The 17123-nt window shown below is 62.5% G+C and carries 11 protein-coding genes; 6 read left to right on the top strand and 5 right to left on the bottom strand.

Annotated features, from left to right (window positions below):
• Positions 1-243: 243 nt before the first annotated feature.
• From GOB93_RS13465 to GOB93_RS13445, 5 genes are all read left to right on the top strand, one after another.
• The gene (locus tag GOB93_RS13465; protein ID WP_173584021.1) at positions 244-1026 is read left to right on the top strand and encodes an acetoin reductase; all 783 of its coding nucleotides are present in this window, start codon (positions 244-246) and stop codon (positions 1024-1026) included.
• 229 nt (positions 1027-1255) lie between these two features.
• Complete coding sequence (locus GOB93_RS13460; RefSeq protein ID WP_173584020.1) at positions 1256-2524, top strand: outer membrane beta-barrel protein; 1269 nt, start codon at positions 1256-1258, stop codon at positions 2522-2524.
• A 378-nt stretch (positions 2525-2902) separates the two neighbouring features.
• Positions 2903-5248 (top strand): TonB-dependent receptor, encoded by a 2346-nt coding sequence (locus GOB93_RS13455; protein WP_173584019.1) that lies wholly within the window; start codon positions 2903-2905, stop codon positions 5246-5248.
• 10 nt (positions 5249-5258) lie between these two features.
• Complete coding sequence (locus GOB93_RS13450) at positions 5259-6575, top strand: MFS transporter (protein ID WP_173584018.1); 1317 nt, start codon at positions 5259-5261, stop codon at positions 6573-6575.
• Positions 6572-8344 carry a gamma-glutamyltransferase family protein gene (locus tag GOB93_RS13445; RefSeq protein ID WP_173584017.1) on the top strand — a complete coding sequence of 591 codons (1773 nt, stop codon included), beginning with the start codon at positions 6572-6574 and terminating at the stop codon, positions 8342-8344. The genes GOB93_RS13450 and GOB93_RS13445 overlap by 4 nt, the downstream gene beginning before the upstream one ends.
• Here GOB93_RS13445 and GOB93_RS13440 read toward each other — a convergent pair.
• The 3 genes from GOB93_RS13440 to GOB93_RS13430 all read right to left on the bottom strand — a co-directional run bounded on the left by GOB93_RS13440 (position 8326) and on the right by GOB93_RS13430 (position 12761).
• Positions 8326-9249: a LysR family transcriptional regulator gene (locus GOB93_RS13440; protein WP_173584016.1), complete on the bottom strand. Its 924-nt coding sequence runs from the start codon at positions 9247-9249 to the stop codon at positions 8326-8328. The genes GOB93_RS13445 and GOB93_RS13440 overlap by 19 nt on opposite strands.
• A gap of 356 nt (positions 9250-9605) precedes the next feature.
• Complete coding sequence (locus GOB93_RS13435) at positions 9606-10961, bottom strand: ABC1 kinase family protein (RefSeq protein ID WP_173584015.1); 1356 nt, start codon at positions 10959-10961, stop codon at positions 9606-9608.
• A gap of 3 nt (positions 10962-10964) precedes the next feature.
• Positions 10965-12761 carry a M3 family oligoendopeptidase gene (locus tag GOB93_RS13430; protein WP_242010773.1) on the bottom strand — a complete coding sequence of 599 codons (1797 nt, stop codon included), beginning with the start codon at positions 12759-12761 and terminating at the stop codon, positions 10965-10967.
• Between the two features lie 241 nt (positions 12762-13002).
• On the opposite strand from GOB93_RS13430, the gene lepA reads away from it, so the two are divergent.
• A complete protein-coding gene (gene lepA, locus GOB93_RS13425; protein WP_173584013.1) occupies positions 13003-14805 on the top strand; it encodes a translation elongation factor 4 in 1803 nt (600 codons plus the stop codon).
• A gap of 320 nt (positions 14806-15125) precedes the next feature.
• Here lepA and GOB93_RS13420 read toward each other — a convergent pair whose 3' ends face one another.
• Complete coding sequence (locus GOB93_RS13420) at positions 15126-16526, bottom strand: GGDEF domain-containing protein (RefSeq protein WP_173584012.1); 1401 nt, start codon at positions 16524-16526, stop codon at positions 15126-15128.
• Positions 16527-16611: 85 nt separating this feature from the next.
• Entirely contained in the window at positions 16612-16935 is a 324-nt protein-coding gene (locus GOB93_RS13415) for a hypothetical protein (protein ID WP_173584011.1), read from the bottom strand.
• Positions 16936-17123: the final 188 nt, after the last annotated feature.

The following is a 17123-nucleotide window of genomic DNA, read 5'->3' as shown; positions in this document are numbered from 1 at the left end:
AGAAGCGCGCCCGCTCAGCCATCTCAGGGCGAGACCCGCCGCGAAACCCTCCTCCGCAGCCCGCCCGTGCCGCCCGAAAGGACTGACCGGAGCAGAGGCCACCCGTCTTGTCCGAACCCCCGATGCGAAAAACACTGGCGTCCGGAACAGAATATGAAGCATCGTCCCGTCCGGGCCTTCCGGAACCAGACAGGCGACGCCGACCGGAGAAGCCTTTTCGCCATACAACAAGGATAAGAAACAATGGCCGACATCTCAGGGAAAACCGCCCTCGTCACCGGAGCGGGGCAGGGGATCGGGCGCGGCATCGCCCTCCGCCTCGCCAGAGACGGCGCAAACGTGGCCCTCATCGACATCAATGATGACGGCATCAGCAAAGTCGCCGGGGAAATCGAAGCTCTCGGGCGCAGGGCCACTACCTTCGTCGCCGATGTCGGAGACCGCAGCGCCGTGGCCGCCGCCATCGATCACACAGAGAAAACCCTCGGCGGCTTCGATATCATCGTCAACAATGCCGGGATCGCTCAGGTCAGAGCCATCGCCGATGTCACGCCGGAAGAAGTGGCGCGCATCTATCGCATCAATTTCGAAGGCATTCTCTGGGGCGTTCAGCTCGCCGCCGCGAAATTCATCGAGCGGAAGCAGAAGGGCAAGATCATCAACGCCTGCTCCATCGCCGGTCACGAAGGCTACGCGATGCTGGGCATTTACTCCTCGACCAAATTCGCCGTCCGCGCGCTCACTCAGGCCGCCGCGAAGGAATATGCCTCGCAGGGGATCACCGTAAACGCCTACTGCCCCGGCGTCGTCGGAACGGGAATGTGGGAACTCATCGACAGCGAATTCTCCAAACTCACCGGCGCGCCAAAAGGCGAAACCTATAACAAATTCGTGAACGGCATCGCCCTTGGCCGGGCCGAAACCCCCGACGACGTCGCCTGCCTCGTCTCCTGGTTCGCCGGCCCGGATTCCGATTATGTTACAGGCCAGTCGATCCTCATTGATGGCGGCATCGTTTATCGCTGATCCTCCCGTCCTGCATTCCGCGCAGTCGTCGCTCTCCCGGCTACGCGGAATGCACGCAGAGAAACACAGACAGACCGGGAGCGGCGCCCGCTCCGTCTTTCCAATCTCATGATCGGAATCTACAAACGGAAAGCGGTCATGTCGTTTTAAAACGATATAGAAACGGAAACGAACTTTTCCGTCTCCCATAGGACCGGAACGCAGCCGGGGACAGCGGGGAAGAGGACGGATGGCGAGACTGAGACATTATGTCACCGGAATCGCTCTCGTTTTCGCCACTTTCGGAACCGCCCCGCAGCCCGCCCGCGCCGCCGTCTCCCTCTTCGCCCCGGCGCCCGGCGCCGACGCTTTCGAGCAATGGTGGCGCGGCATCACCATCGGCGGCCATATCGACGGCGGCATCACCGCCAACCCCGCCCGCCCCGATAACGGCATCAATTTCGGCAATTTCATCGGCGATCACGCCAATCAGGCCCAGCTCAACCAGTTCGACCTGAACGTCATCCGCCCCGTCGATCCGGATGCCAGAGGCTACAGCTTCGGCTTCACCCTGGAAGCGAATTACGGCTCGGATTCCCGCTATTACCACCTGCTCGGAATCTCCGATCAGGCCTTCAACGCCCGCTACCAGATCATCCCCGCCCAGGCTCATGTCGACGCCCATCTGCCCTGGTTCACAAAACGCGGCGTCGAGATGCAGGCCGGCATCCTCCAGGCCCCCATGGGACCGGAAGCCTTCGACCCGAACGCCCGCCCTTTCTATACTTTCAGCTATACCGGCGAATATTCCGTCCCGTTCGAGCATGTCGGCATGATGGCCACCATCCACGTAACCCCGATGATCGACGTCCTCACCGGCATCGACACCGGCAACCAGACCACCTTCGGCCGCAACGACAACAACGCCGAACCCGCCGGTTACGCGGGCATCAATCTCAACAACCTCGCCCACGGCAAACTCACCATCACCGAACTCAGCCGCTTCGGGCCGGAGGATTCCCGCTACGCCCTCGGCGCCCGGCAGGCCAATGGCGCCATGCGCTTCTGGAATGATCTGCTGGCAACGTACCACGTCAGCGACACGCTGACCCTCATGGGAGAATTCAACTACCTGCACGATAACGGCCTCCGCGCCGATGCCGAAAGCGTTGTCACCTACCTCTCCTGGCATTTCGCGAAAAACCTGACCTTCAACTATCGCGGTGAAATCTACCGCGACAATACCGGCCTGCTCGTCAGCAGCTTCCTCAGCGACGAGGCCTATATGCGCGGCATCGCCGGCACCACCCCGGCCCCCGCCGAAAGCGCCCCGCCCACCACCTACGGAGCCCTGACCCTCGGCGTCACCTGGCGAAAGCCGCTGACGGAGAAAGCCGGCTATTTCGCCATCCGCCCGGAAATCCGCTTCGACCGCTCCCTGAACGGCACCTCGCCTTTCAATGACGGCCGCAACACCGGCATGTTCACCTTCGGCGGCGACATGATGCTCGGGTTCTGACACACCGCTCCCCAGCACACCCGGCCACTTCATTCCCCGCCATTCACGCCTCTCCCGGACCCGTCCTCCTGCACCGGTTCATCCCGCCTGAGTTCGTCCGGACCCACGCACCTGACCCGCTCCCGGCCCTGCCAAACGCCCGTTACCTGATCCCACGCAAGTCCATTTTCAGCCGGCATCCCTCGTCGCGACGCCCGGTCTTTCGCCGCTCTGGCATACGCCACGAGAGAAAATTTCTTACGCAGAAATCGGAAATCCTTTCCCCGCAAAGGGTCGTCTCCCGTTCTCCGGCATCGAATCTCATTGCCAATACGAATTATATCGGATAACAAAATATCTAACGTATCGTAATATCTGAAAATCGAATAAGAGGGACATATGGTCCGTCAGAAAAGTGCCCGCCCCGATCAGACCCGCAGACTTCCTCTGGTGGTGTCGGCTCTCGGCATCACGCTGACAGCAGGCGCGTCCCTTCCGGCAGCCAGCGCGGCCGATACCGCCCACCATACGAAGAACGGAAACCATGCCGCCGCCCGGCAGGTAAAACCGCGTCAGCACGCCGCCCCGAAAGGGCGCGTCAGCAGCGAAGACGAGGTCGTCACGGTCAGTTCCTCCCGCCAGGCTTTCCGTTTTTCAAAAGCGCAGCACGAGGCGAATTCCTCGACCCATATTTCGGCCGACACCCTGCTCAACAGGGGCGTGTTCGACGTCAAAGGGCTCCAGCGCGTCGCCCCGAACGTCACGATCCAGAGCATGAACGGAACGGGGACAACAAACTTCTTCATCCGTGGCATCGGTTTTAACGATTTCACGCAGAACAACATGTCATCCGTGATGACCTATCTCGATGACGTCGCCTTTCCGCTGAACACGATGATGAGCGGCCAGATGTTCGACGTGTCGACCGTCGATGTCACCCCCGGCCCCGTCGGCTTCACGCACGGCATGGCGGATTCAGGCGGCGAGGTCTCCATCCACACAAACGATCCGACCCCGGACTGGCACGGCGGCGTTTCGGAAGATATCGCGAGTTACGCAAGATCAAGAACAGATCTGTTTATTTCCGGACCGATTGCGAAAAACCTGTCGTTCCGCATCGCCGGACAGACCGTTCACGGCGGCGGCTGGCAATATGACCCGCAGAATCACACCCATCTCGGCAACGCGAATGACGGCTCACTGCGCGCCAAACTCCGGTGGACCCCGGACGCGCATACAACCATCACGCTGACCGGCCACTGGACCCAGGATGACGATCAGGTCGTCGTCGGCCGCCCCGCGCTCGGCCTGGTCGCGTCCCAGCCCATTCCGTCCCTGGGATACCAGCAGGCCGAATGGAGCCTGCGCCCGCAGTTCGCCCGGCTCATCGGACGCTCTTCAAGCCTCATGCCGAGCGAACACAACACGCTCTGGGGCGCGGACCTCAACATGTCGCACGATTTCGGGAAAGTGACGCTCTCATCCATCAGCGCCTATGAAACCGAACGGGTCGGCGAATATACGGATCAGGACGCAACATCCCTGTCCACCGGCGACACCTACCGCAACATCGTGGCCAATGTCTTCTCGCAGGAAGTCCGCCTGCATAACTCCAGCCCCTCCGACCGGCTGCAATGGGATGTCGGTGCTTTCTATAACCGCACGCGTATGCTGCAGAATTACTATTTCGACTTCACCGATTACCTGCCCCAGCGCGGCTACCTCAGCGAAACCGCCTTTCGCTCGACCCAGCAGAGCATCTCCGAATACGGCCACGTCAGCTACAGACTGCCCTGGAACGTCACCGTGTTCGGCGGTCTGAACCATACGCTGGATCAGCGCGCGCTTGTCGGCCTCAGCACACAGCATTTCGGCATCAACAATCTTCAGTTCAATAACGAATCGACCCTGTCCGCACAGGTCTCGGGCGTGCTCGGCGTGCAGTGGCAGGCCACGAAAGGAACGCTGCTCTACTTCAAGACCAGCAAAGGCTATAAACCCGGAGGCTTCACCGCCAACAATACCGTTTCACAGGCCCAGCTCGCCCCCTTCAAACCCGAAACCGTCCTCACCTTCGAAGCCGGTTTCAAAAGCGACCTCATTCCGGGACGTCTGCGCCTGAACGCTGCTGCATTCTACGACGATTATCATGATCAGCAGGTGGTCGGCACGTTCCTCGTTCCGAATTACGGCCCGCTGTCACAGATCATCAATGCGCCGAAATCGGAGATCTGGGGTTTCGAAACCTCCATCGAGGCTCACCCGCTTCCGCATGTCTACCTGACGCAGAATCTCGGCTGGGAGCGCGGCACCTATCAGATCTTCGACAATATCGATCGCGGCCAGACCAACGCCTACTTCACAAAAACCGGCGTCTGGAAAGGCATTTACGACAGTTTCGCCGGCGTCGACAGCGGCATCCCCAAACTGACCCTCAACGGCGAGGCCGATTACCGCCGGGATATCTTCCGCCGCTACAACGTCGAAGGCGGTGTGGACTGGATGTATCGCGACAGCCAGGCCATCACTCCCGGCGGCGTCGGCGTCTATCGTCTGCCGACCTATTTCCTGCTCGGCGCCCATATCACATTCCGGCCAAAGAACGGTCCATGGTCCGTTACCGCCTATGCAAGTAACATCCTTAACCGGCAATATGCCGAAACCGCCGGAAACGCCTCAACCACCTATTTCTATATCCCCGGACCACCCCGTTTCATCGGCGGCCGCATGTCCCTGACATATTAAGGCCGGACCCATGACCCCGACATCCGCCGCGGCCCGACGCAATATCGTCGGCGCCGCCATCGGCAACGCTTTCGAACTGTTCGACTTCACGGCCTACGCGACATTCGCGACCGTGATCTCGTACACTTTCTTCCCCGCGGGCCACAGTGACGCCGCGCTCCTGATGACGCTCGCCACATTCGGGATCGGCTTCCTCGTCCGCCCGCTGGGCGCCTTCATCATCGGCGCTTACGCGGACCGTCACGGCCGCCGCGCCGCCATGACACTCACCGTCTGGGTCATGGCCGCCGGAAGCGCCATCATCGCCTTTCTCCCCGGCTATGCGCGGATCGGCCTCCTCGCTCCGCTCGCCCTCGTGATCGCCAGGCTGCTGCAGGGATTCGCCGCCGGCGGCGAACTCGGAGCGGCCACCTCGATCCTCGTCGAAAACGCACGGGAAAATCGCATCGGCCTCGCCGGAAGCTGGCAGACGACAGGACAGCATCTCGGCGCCCTCATGTCGGGCCTGCTCGGGCTGATCCTCTTCCTCAGCTTCGATGAGCACACAATCCGCGACTGGGCCTGGAGACTGCCCTTCGTGTTTGGAACCCTCATCGCGCCCGTCGGAATCTATCTCCGGAAAACCCTGGAGGAAACCGCTCCGACCCCAGAGGAAAGGCCCTCCTTCGCCGACTTCATGCGGCAGTTCCGCAATCACGCGTTCAGCTGCCTGCCCATCGGCGTCGTCTACGAGGCCGGCAGCACCATCCAGCAATATTTCTTCCAGTTCGCCGTGACCTATGCCGTCCACACGCTGCATATGCCCGTCCGCAAGGCCCTGCTGATCAATATCAGCAACGGAGTTGTCGGGTTCGCCGGCTCCCTCTCAGGCGGCCTGCTCGCCGACCGCTACGGCGCCCGCCCGGTCATCATCGTCTCCCGCCTGATCAACGCCGTGCTCTATCTGCCGGTCTTCTGGCTCATGCTCCAGGCGCCGTCCCTCCTGAACCTGACACTCGCCTGCGCGGTCCTCATGGTCGGCAATGCCGTGTCCGGAGGCGCCGGAATGGCCTTCCTCGCCTCCCTGTTCCCGAAGGAACAGCGTGCCTTCGGCATCGGCCTGTCTTATTCCATCGGCGTGACCCTGTTCGGGTCCACCGCGCAGCTCGTCTTCGCCGGGATCATCAGTCTCACAGGCAGCAAACTGTCCTGGATCGGATACGTCATCACCATATGCGCCCTGTCGGCCGTGATCCTCATGGCCTGCCGGAACACGCCCCGGAATACGCTCCGGAACACAACACCGGCCACACGCATCACAGACAAGAAGAAAGCGCGTCCTGCATGATCCCGTTTCTCACACGTCCCGAACTGAAGGGTTCATTTGGCGCCGTCGCCACAACGCACTGGCTGGCCAGCAGCGTCGGACAGGCCGTGCTGGAAAGAGGCGGCAACGCGTTCGACGCCGCCGTCGCCGCCGGTTTCACACTGTGGCTCGCGGAACCCCATCTCAACGGCCCCGCAGGCGACGCGCCGATCATCATCAGTCACGCGAAAACCGGAAAACAGCACGTTATCTGCGGACAGGGCGTCTCGCCCGCCGCCGCCAGCATCGCCGCCTTCCGGGCTCTCGGCCTCGATCACATCCCCGGAACCGGCCACCTCGCCGCCGTCGTGCCGGGAGCGTTCGGCGCCTGGTGCCTGATGCTGCGCGAATTCGGAACCTGGGACTTCGCCGATGTCATCGACTACGCGATTTTCTACGCCGTGGAAGGCGTGCCCGTCATGCCACAGATGGTCGCCACCATCGCCAGCGTGGAAACGCTGTTCAGGGAATACTGGCCGGAGAACGCCAGAACATTCATGCCCAACGGCAAGGTGCCCGCCGCCGGCTCGCTTCTTCGCCGTCCCGTTCTGGAGCAGACTCTCAGACGCCTGAAGGCCGCCGCCACCGGCGCAACCCGCGAAGACCGCATCGATGCCGTCCGCAACGCCTGGTACAAAGGATTCGTCGCCGTAGCCATCGACCGCTTCTGCAGAATCCCGATGATGGACAGCAGCGGAAAACCCCATGCCGGCTTTCTGAACGCAGCGGATCTGGCCGCCTGGAGCGCCACGCTCGAAGAGCCCGTCTCCCTGCGTGACGGCCGCCACACCGTCCTGAAATGCGGCCCCTGGAGCCAGGGACCGGTTTTCCTCCAGCAACTGGCGCTCCTGCAGGGCTTCGACCTCTCCGCCATGCCTCCCTGCGGCGCGGATTTCGTGCACACCGTCACCGAATGCGCGAAACTGGCCTACGCCGACCGGGAGGCGTTCTACGGCGACACCCCGGACGTCCCGCTCGCGACCCTGCTGTCGGCCGCCTACAACGACGCCAGACGCGCGCTCGTCACCGACCGGGCGTCGCTGGACCTCCGCCCCGGCCATCCGGACGGCAGAATCCCGGAAGCCGGCTTCACGCCCGCCACCGGAGCCGGCAGCGAGGCCGCGAGCGGCGTCGGTGAGCCCACCGTGTCCAATATGGGCACGACCACAGGCGACACCTGCCATATCGATATCGTGGACTCCGCCGGCAACATGGTCAGCGCGACCCCGTCCGGCGGCTGGCTCCAGTCCGCGCCGGTCATCCCGGAACTCGGCTTCTGCCTCGGCTCGCGGGCGCAGATGTTCTCGGTCCGTCCCGATCACCCCAATGCCCTGGCGCCACGCAAACGCCCCAGAACGACCCTGACACCCAGCTTCGCCCTCAGAGACGGCAAACCCTGGATGGCGTTCGGAACCCCGGGCGGCGACCAGCAGGATCAGTGGTCGGTCATTTTCTACCTGCGCATGACCCGTCACGGCATGAACATTCAGGAAGCCATCGATGCCCCGAGCTTCCACTGCGAACACTGGCCCGGCAGCTTCTGGCCCCACACCGCCCGCCCCGGCAGAATCGTCGTCGAGGGCCGTTTCAGCCCGGATGTCGTGGACGATCTGCGGAATCGCGGTCATGATGTCGTGGTCGGCGGAGACTGGAGCGAGGGCCGCCTGTCCGCCGTCCGGCGGGAAGAGGGCGGACGTCTTTACGCCGGGGCCAACCCCCGTGGCATGCAGGGTTACGCCGTCGCCCGCTGAACAGGAATAAGCGCCGCCGGAATCTCGCTTCCGCGCGGCGCGACCCGCGAGACATTCTCCATGAGCGTGCGCATCAGCGCCTTCACGGCGCGGGTCGAACGCCCCGGCACCAGCAGAAACTCCATCTCCGGCAGGGGAGGCAGAACCGGCGTCTCCACCGGAACGATGCTGTCATCGGTAAGCAGCGAAGACTGCATGAAGACGCCATAACCGGCCCGGACCCCCGCGATCAGCGCGCTGAGATGGTCGCTGACGAAGGAAAGCTGCCACGCCAGCCCGGCATGATTCAGCGCCTCGATCGAACGCCGCCGGTTCAGGCCTTCCTTTTCATAAGCGACCAGCGGCACCGGCCCCGTCTCCGGAAGCGACAGCCCCCGCGCTCCCAGCCATCGGAGCTGCTCGCGCCACAGCACGCATTCGCCCTCGAACACCTCACTCGAAGGCAGAAACCGCTTCGTGCAGGCCACATCCAGCTCGCCCGAATGCAGACGCCGGTTCAGCTCCGAACTCAGCCCGACCACCAGCGAAACATGCACGCTCGGATACATGGTGCGGAATTCCCGCAGGACCTCGGGAAGATGGGACAGAACCAGATCGTCCGAAACCCCGAAGCGGATATGACCCGACAGGAAATCAGGCTCGAATTCGTCAAACGCCGCATCGCAGGCCGCGAGAATCTGCTTGGCATGAGGAACAAGGAGCTGCCCGTCTTCCGTCAGACGGGTATCGCGCGTGCTTCTTACGAGAAGAGAGCGGTCGAGAAACTTTTCCAGTTTGCTGATGTGCTGGCTGATCGTGGACTGACTGACCCCGCGTGCATGGGCCGCTGTCGTGAAATGCAGCGTATCCGCCACAGCCAGAAAGGACCGCAGCAACTGTGGATCGAGATCATGGTCACGGGGCATAAACAGCCGTCTTTCAGCTTACAGGCTCTCCGTCATCCGGAGCGCGGTCTGGTAACACACCTGCGGGCCGTCCGGGACTGAAGGCATCAGTCACAGCCAGCCCGACAGAAAAGACTGTCAGCCCGAAATGCTCCGGCGGAAACACCCGACACACAGGAACTCTCTGGCGGAAACGCTCTGACAGCAACACTACGACAGAAACGATCCGGCAGAAACACTTTGACAGAAACCCCCTGACAGAGATGCTCTGGCAGAAACGGCCGGCAGATGCCCCGGCCGGCAGAATGGCAGCAACAGAACGGCAGCGGCAGAACAGCCGCGACAGGGGCACAGGCAGGGACGCCGTTACCGCACCCTCACACGCTCACCTCAACGCCCGCCTCCCGCAGCGCCGCCTGCTGCCGCTCCGCCAGCGCCTCCTCGCTGAAATCCGCAATCAGCTCCTGGAACATCCGGTGCCAGTTCAGCTTCGCCCCGAGCCGCATGAACACCGAGCCCAGCCCGATCGCCGAGCGGTCCACCAGCACGAACTCACGCGGCGGCTTCACCCCGCCCGTGCGCTGCAGTCCCGTATGGACCCGCGCGGCAATGTCCCGCCCGAAAATCGTCTCCTGATCCTCGTTGATCGTCCGCACCCGGTCCTGCATCAGCGGCTCATAAAGGAAACTCGCCCACTCGTTGAGAACCGTCATCGTCTCGCGTGACAGCCCCTTAAAGCCCCACATCTCATAGGCATGAGCCGCCCGGTCCTCGTCCCCGACCCGCAGCGCCTCGCACAGATCGATGATCCCGTGGATAAACTGCGGACGGAACACCCGGATGGCCCCGAAATCGAGCAGATTGAACCCGCCATCCTCCCGCACGGTGAAATTGCCCATATGCGGGTCGCCATGAATCACGCCGTAGCGGTAAAGCGGCACATACCACGCCTCGAACAGCGCCTTCGCCATCCGGTTGCGCTCTTCCTGGCTCGGGCTGGTGTCGAGAACCGCCTGCAGCCCGCGTCCCGTCACCCACTCCATCGTCAGCAGACGCCGCGTGGACAGCGCATCGACCGGCTTCGGAATGGTCACCGAAGCCGAATCCTTCAGCATCACCCCGTAGAGCCGCATATTCGCCGCCTCGCGACGGTAATCCAGCTCCTCGCGCAGCCGCTCCGTCAGCTCCTCGATGACGTCTTCCTGACGGATCGCATTGTCGAGACGATGATACACCCCCATCGCCATGCGAAACTGTTTCAGATCCGCCTCAACCGTCGTCGCCATGTCCGGATACTGCAGCTTGCAGGCCACCACCTCGCCGTTCAGCAGCACCGCCCGGTGAACCTGCCCCAGGCTCGCCGCCGCTGCCGCCTCACGCCCGAACTCGCGAAAATGCTTCTGCCAGTCCGGTCCCAGTTCCGCCGCCATCCGCCGCCGGACAAAGCTCCAGCCCATCGGCGGCGCATTCGCCTGCAGCTGCGCCATCTCCGTGGCATACTCGTCCGGCAACGCGCCGGGGATCGTCGCCAGAAGCTGCGCCGCCTTCATCAGCGGCCCTTTCAGCCCGCCCAGAACCGACTTCAGATCCTCCGCGTGCGCCGCGTCATTGCCACGAAAGCCGATCCTGTTGCCCGCAATCCGCGCCGCGATGCCGCCGACCGTTCCGGTCGTGCGGATCATCCGCCCCAGTTCGCCAAACAGGCCCGTGCTGTCGAGATCTCTTTCCGCCATGGCTCAGCCCACCTCAAGCTGGTCGATAAAGCCGGAAATGACATCCAGCCCCCGCCGCCAGAACCCCGGATCGCCCGCATCCAGACCAAACGGCGCCAGCATCTCCCGATGCCGCTTCGTCCCGCCCGCCGCCAGCATCGCCAGGTATTTGTCCTGAAAACCAGGAGCCCCTTCCTGATAGACACCGTAAAGCGCGTTCACCAGACAATCACCGAAAGCATAGGCATAAACATAGAACGGCGAGTGAATGAAATGCGGCACATAGGTCCAGTATGCGTCGTATTCCGGCGTGAAGTGGAACGCCGGCCCCAGACTCTCCGTCTGTACCTGACGCCAGATCTCGCCAATCCGTTCCGGCAGCAGCTCGCCATTGCGCCGCTCGCCATGCACCAGGCTCTCAAAACGGTAAAACGCAATCTGCCGCACCACCGTGTTGAGCATGTCCTCGACCTTGGCCGCCAGCATCAGCCGCTTCTGCGCCGGATCGGTCTCGTTCTCCAGCAGATGCTGAAACGTCAGCATCTCCCCGAACACACTCGCCGTCTCCGCCAGCGTCAGCGGCGTGGAGGACATGAAATATCCCTGCTTCCCCGCCAGAATCTGATGTGCCCCATGCCCCAGCTCATGCGCCAGCGTCATCACATCCCGCGTGCGTCCGCGGTAATTCATCAGCACATAAGGATGCACTGAGGGCGCCACCGGATGCGCGAACGCCCCCGGCGATTTCCCCGGAACCGGCGCCGCATCGATCCACGGCCTGTCCAGAAACTCCCCGACCAGGCTGCCCAGACGCGGATCGAATTCGTCATAGGACTGCCGGACGATCGTCTTCGCCTCGCTCCACGGGATGTTCTGCTCGCGCATCCCCGGCAGCGGCGCATTGCGGTCCCAGTGCTCCAGCTTCTCCAGCCCGAGCCACTTCGCCTTCAGCGCATAATAACGATGCGACAGCCGCGGATAATCCGTCACCACCGCCGAGACCAGCGCGTCCACCACCTCATCCTCGACCATGTTCGAGATGTTGCGGAACGATTCCGGACGCGGATATTTCCGCAGCTTGTCCGAGACCGCCTTGTCCTTGGCCAGCGTGTTGGTGATCAGCGACCAGAGCTGCAGATTGCCCTGCAATGTCGCGCCCACCGCGCGCCCCGCCTTCTCCCGTACCGCCCGGTCCGGATCGGACTGCAGATTCAGCGCCTCGCCCAGCGTCAGCTCTTTCCCGTCCAGCGAAACCCGGACCGCGCTCATCTGCTCATCGAACAGCCGGCACCACGCCGAAGCCCCCGTGACGGATTTTTCCAGCAGCACCTGCTCGATCTCATCCGGAAGCTGATGCGCCCGGAACATCCGCAGATCCCGGAGGAACGGCCGCCAGTGCGCCAGCGCCGGATCGGCGAGCTTCGCCTCCAGATCCGCATCGTCGATCAGATTGATCTCAAGCGTGAAAAACAGCAGATCCGTCGAGATATCCGACAGCGTCTCCCGGACCGACTGGCTGAACCGGCCCGTCTCCGGGCTGGTCATGTCCGCCGAGAAGGAGAGGGAAGCGAACGCCCCGATCCGCCCCATCGCCTCGTCGATCGCCTGATAGGTATCGATCGCCGCCGCCAGCTCCGCGCCGGACAGCGTCGCCACCTTCCCGCGATACCGCTCCGCGAACGCCTTCGCCTCTTCGGCAATCCGCTCCCGGTCCGCCGTCAGCACAGGCGAATCGGCCGACGCATACAGATCCGACAGATCCCAGCGCGGCGGGGTATCCTGAGCTTCCGGCGCGGCTGCCTGCCCACCGTCAGGACTCATCGCCAGCCCCGACAGCGACCGGGATAATGGCCCGGATAGCGATCCGGACAGCGGCCGGGACAACGGCCCGCAAAACGGGGCGGCATGAGGGAAAAGCAGGCGAGGGAAGGGCGCTTGATCAACCATGTCCCGACTGTAGCGCGGCTCCACGCGGGAGGCGAGAGCATGATCCGCCCGCTTCCGGCGTAATCGCCCGTTTTCGATAGCTGACTTTTACTGTTTTATCCCTTATGGGACGCGCATGACCGACACGCCCCTCGACCTGATCCGCAACTTCTCGATCATCGCCCATATCGACCACGGCAAGTCCACCCTTGCCGACCGGCTGATCCAGGCGTGCGGCGCCCTCACGGCCCGCGAGATGACAAACCAGGTGCTCGATAACATGGATATCGAGCGCGAGCGCGGCATCACCATCAAGGCGCAGACCGTCCGCCTGACCTATCCGGCCAAAGACGGAAAGATGTACGTCCTCAACCTGATGGACACGCCGGGCCACGTCGACTTCGCCTATGAAGTCAGCCGCTCGCTCGCCGCCTGTGAAGGTTCTCTGCTCGTCGTCGACGCCTCCCAGGGCGTCGAGGCGCAGACCCTCGCCAACGTCTATCAGGCGATCGACGCCAATCACGAAATCGTCCCGATCCTCAACAAGATCGACCTGCCCGCCGCCGAACCCGAGCGCGTCAAAGCCCAGATCGAGGAAGTCATCGGCATCGACGCCGAGGACGCCGTCGAAATCTCCGCCAAGACCGGCATCAATATCGAAGGCGTGCTGGAGGCCATCGTCACCCGCCTGCCGCCCCCGACCGGCGACGCCGACAAGCCGCTCAAGGCCATGCTGGTCGACAGCTGGTACGACGCCTATCTCGGCGTCATCATCCTCGTCCGCATCAAGGAAGGCCGCCTGAAAAAAGGCGCCCGCATCCGCATGATGTCCTCCGGCGCCACCCATCTCGTCGACCAGGTCGGCGTGTTCTCGCCCCGCATGGTCCCCGTGGACGATCTCGGTCCGGGCGAGATGGGCTACATCAACGCCGCCATCAAAACCGTCGCGGACTGCAATGTCGGCGACACCATCACCGATGACCGCAAACCCGCCGCCGAGGCGCTGCCCGGCTTCAAGCCTTCCATCCCCGTCGTCTGGTGCGGCCTCTTCCCGATCAATGCCGACGATTTCGAAAAGCTGCGTGACAGCCTCTCCAAGCTGCGCCTGAACGACGCTTCCTTCCACTACGAGGCCGAAACCTCAGCCGCTCTCGGCTTCGGCTTCCGCTGCGGCTTCCTCGGCCTGCTGCACCTGGAAATCATCCAGGAACGCCTCTCCCGCGAGTTCGATCTCGACCTGATCGCAACCGCCCCGTCCGTCGTCTATCACCTCAAAATGAACAGCGGCGAGACCGAGGACCTCCACAACCCCGCCGACATGCCCGATCCGTCCCTGATCGAGTCCATCGAGGAACCGTGGATCAAAGCCACCATCATGGTCCCCGACGAGTATCTGGGCGCCGTCCTCACCCTCTGCACCGAGCGTCGCGGCATCCAGGCCGATCTCACCTATGTCGGCAACCGCGCCATGGCCGTCTACCGCCTGCCGCTCAACGAGGTGGTGTTCGATTTCTACGACCGGCTGAAATCCCTGACCCGCGGCTACGCCAGCTTCGACTACCAGATGGACGGCTACGAAGAGAGCGACCTCGTCCGCATCTCCATCCTGGTCAACCAGGAACCCGTCGACGCCCTGGCCTTCATCGCCCACCGCTCCGCCGCCGAAAGCCGGGGCCGGGCAATCTGCGCCCGTCTGAAAGAGCTGATCCCCCGTCAGCTCTTCAAGATCGCCATCCAGGCCGCCATCGGCTCGCGCGTCATCGCCCGCGAAACCATCGGCGCGCTCTCAAAAGACGTCACCGCCAAATGCTACGGCGGCGACATCTCCCGTAAGCGCAAGCTGCTCGACAAGCAGAAAGAAGGCAAAAAGCGCATGAGGCAGTTCGGTAAAGTCGAAATCCCCCAGAGCGCCTTCCTTGCCGCCCTGAAAATGGACTGAGAAACTGTTTCAAAAGCCTCAAATACACAAAACTCTCATAGCACACTGATAATGTTATGATTTTTCGAGTCCCGCCCCCTGTTCACTTCAGCCGGGAGAGAGGGACTTAGAGATAAGTTTTTGAAAAACAAAAGTTTTTGGTGAAGCTTTTTTCAAAAAGCTTCAGAAGACACCGCTTTTTTGAAAAAAGGCGGCACCCAGAAACTCTTTATCATTAACCGAAGGTTTCACAGACAGGTTTTTGAACAGTCCCCGAGAAACCACCGCCCCATCAGTTGAGTCCCGTAACGGCCTGGCCCCGTCACGGGCCGCAACGTAAATCAGCCGCTCTTCGCGAAGACCACACTCTTCTCGCGGTCATGCAGAACGCAGCAGTTCCGTCCCTTCGCTTTCGCTTCATACAGCGCTGAATCCGCCTCGCGGATCAGATGCTCATAGTCCGGATGACCATCGAACTGCGCCACGCCGGTCGACGCCGTAACCGTCGTATCCGCAGATCGCAGCTCCGAGCAGACAGCACGGCGGATTCGTTCGGCGACCTCCAGACCATCCGCGCCGGACGTCTCCGGAAGCGCGATCAGGAACTCCTCGCCCCCATACCGGAACACGAAATCGCTGGGCCTGCACTGCGCGGAAATGATTTCCGAGACTTTTCGCAGCACAGCGTCTCCATGCGTATGCCCGAACCTGTCATTGACCGTCTTGAAATGATCGACATCCAGCAGCAGCAGACAGAAAGGAGACTCACGCCGCAACGCCAGCGTAATCTCACGCGACAGAATCGTCGGCAGGAAACGACGGCTCAGAGCCCCCGTAAGCGGGTCCCGTCCCCCTTCGAGCAAGGCGCTCTCCGCGAACATATCGTCCATGAGAAAGCGGATTTCCCCAGTCAGTTCCTGAAGCTCATGAATCTTCGCCGGAAGAACGGGCGTTTCGCTCATCAGCGCCGGCAGGATTTCATGATCGATCCTGTCGACGATCTCCCTGACGGTCTGCAATCCGGGAAGTCCGGGGAACAGAAGGCTGGCTTTGTGATTCAGCCAGAGCCCGAAAACAGATTTCTCCAGAAGAGGCAGCGGAGGAGGGGTGGAGCAGCAGATGGCCAGCAGAATTCTGTGCCCCCAGTCGAGAAGCGCCGCGCGCTGCGCTTCCTTCTCGACAGCGATATCCTGCCCGAGCGTGACAAGTCTGCAGGCTTCGTCGGTCTCAATCTCTTTCCTGATATCGTTCGCGAATTCCTGAGCCATCACTTCCACGGCGATGTCGGTCATCGTCATCACGTAAGACAGCATCGCCAGCAGTTCGTCGCGCGGTCTGTCGGACGCAAACGCGCGGACACGCAGCTCATGTCTCAGCGCCCGCATCCCCTGCAGAATCAGATTCATGGGAATGCGCATGCGCGCATGCGCCTGACCGACCCGTTCCTGAAGGGCCATCAGCCCGTCGACATCGGGCGCCTCTTCCGGAAACAGGCGAAGCAGCCAGTCCGTCAGCGCGCCATGCAGCCGCTCATGAACGATCGCGGAGGAGAGGAAAATCGCCGCCTCGGGATTACTCAGCAGCGTGTCATAAAAGGCGCGCGCGCACTCACCGGCATGACGGGCGACAAACCGCGACACGTCGAGACGCACGCCGCGACCGGCGCTGCGGATGACGGCACTCCACTCTTCCCTGCTGCGCTGACGCATCCCGCTCTCTGGCGAGACAGACGGATGATCCATCCAAACCTTCCGAAAATACCCGGTTTCTGTTTAATCGTGGCCGCCGGTCAGCGCTCCGCCGGCCATCCATGTTCTGTATAACTCGTTAAGGAAACCTTGAAGTCCGCGACATCAGCGGTCTTTCCGGGACATCAGCCTCCCCGGATGTGACCATTCCGACACCGCCACACAACCGGCCCTGCACGGTCTCTGCCTCGACGGGAGATCCGGCCGCCTGCCGCCCCCATCCGGCACAGGCAGAAATAACCACGCCGGACCAGGGCGCCCCGCCAGCCCACACCAGCACAGGCCGCTCCCGGACCGAAGCCGGATGCCCGGACCATACAGAAACCAGATCAGGGAGGGCCCCGCAGAACAGCCGCACCAGATGCCGCCGCCCGATACCGCCTCCGAAGAAAGCGTCAACCACGCCGCTCCGGCCCGCGGACGATAGCACCGTGCCGGCTGAAAGCCAGCGCAAAAGCAGCCCGGACAGCCCCCGGCCGCCCCGTCAGCCCGAAAAACCGACCCGGCGAACAGTTTGCGGTGACCACCCTCTCAATTCCGTGTATGGGCTGAGCGCATATCAGCAAACCATATTCGTCAGGAGCGCACTCC

Origin of the sequence: Acetobacter musti, from assembly GCF_011516835.1 — a bacterium.
GTDB classification, from domain to species: domain Bacteria; phylum Pseudomonadota; class Alphaproteobacteria; order Acetobacterales; family Acetobacteraceae; genus Acetobacter; species Acetobacter musti.
Note: the sequence above shows the minus strand (reverse complement) of the source record. Positions and strands in the feature narration are given on the sequence as shown.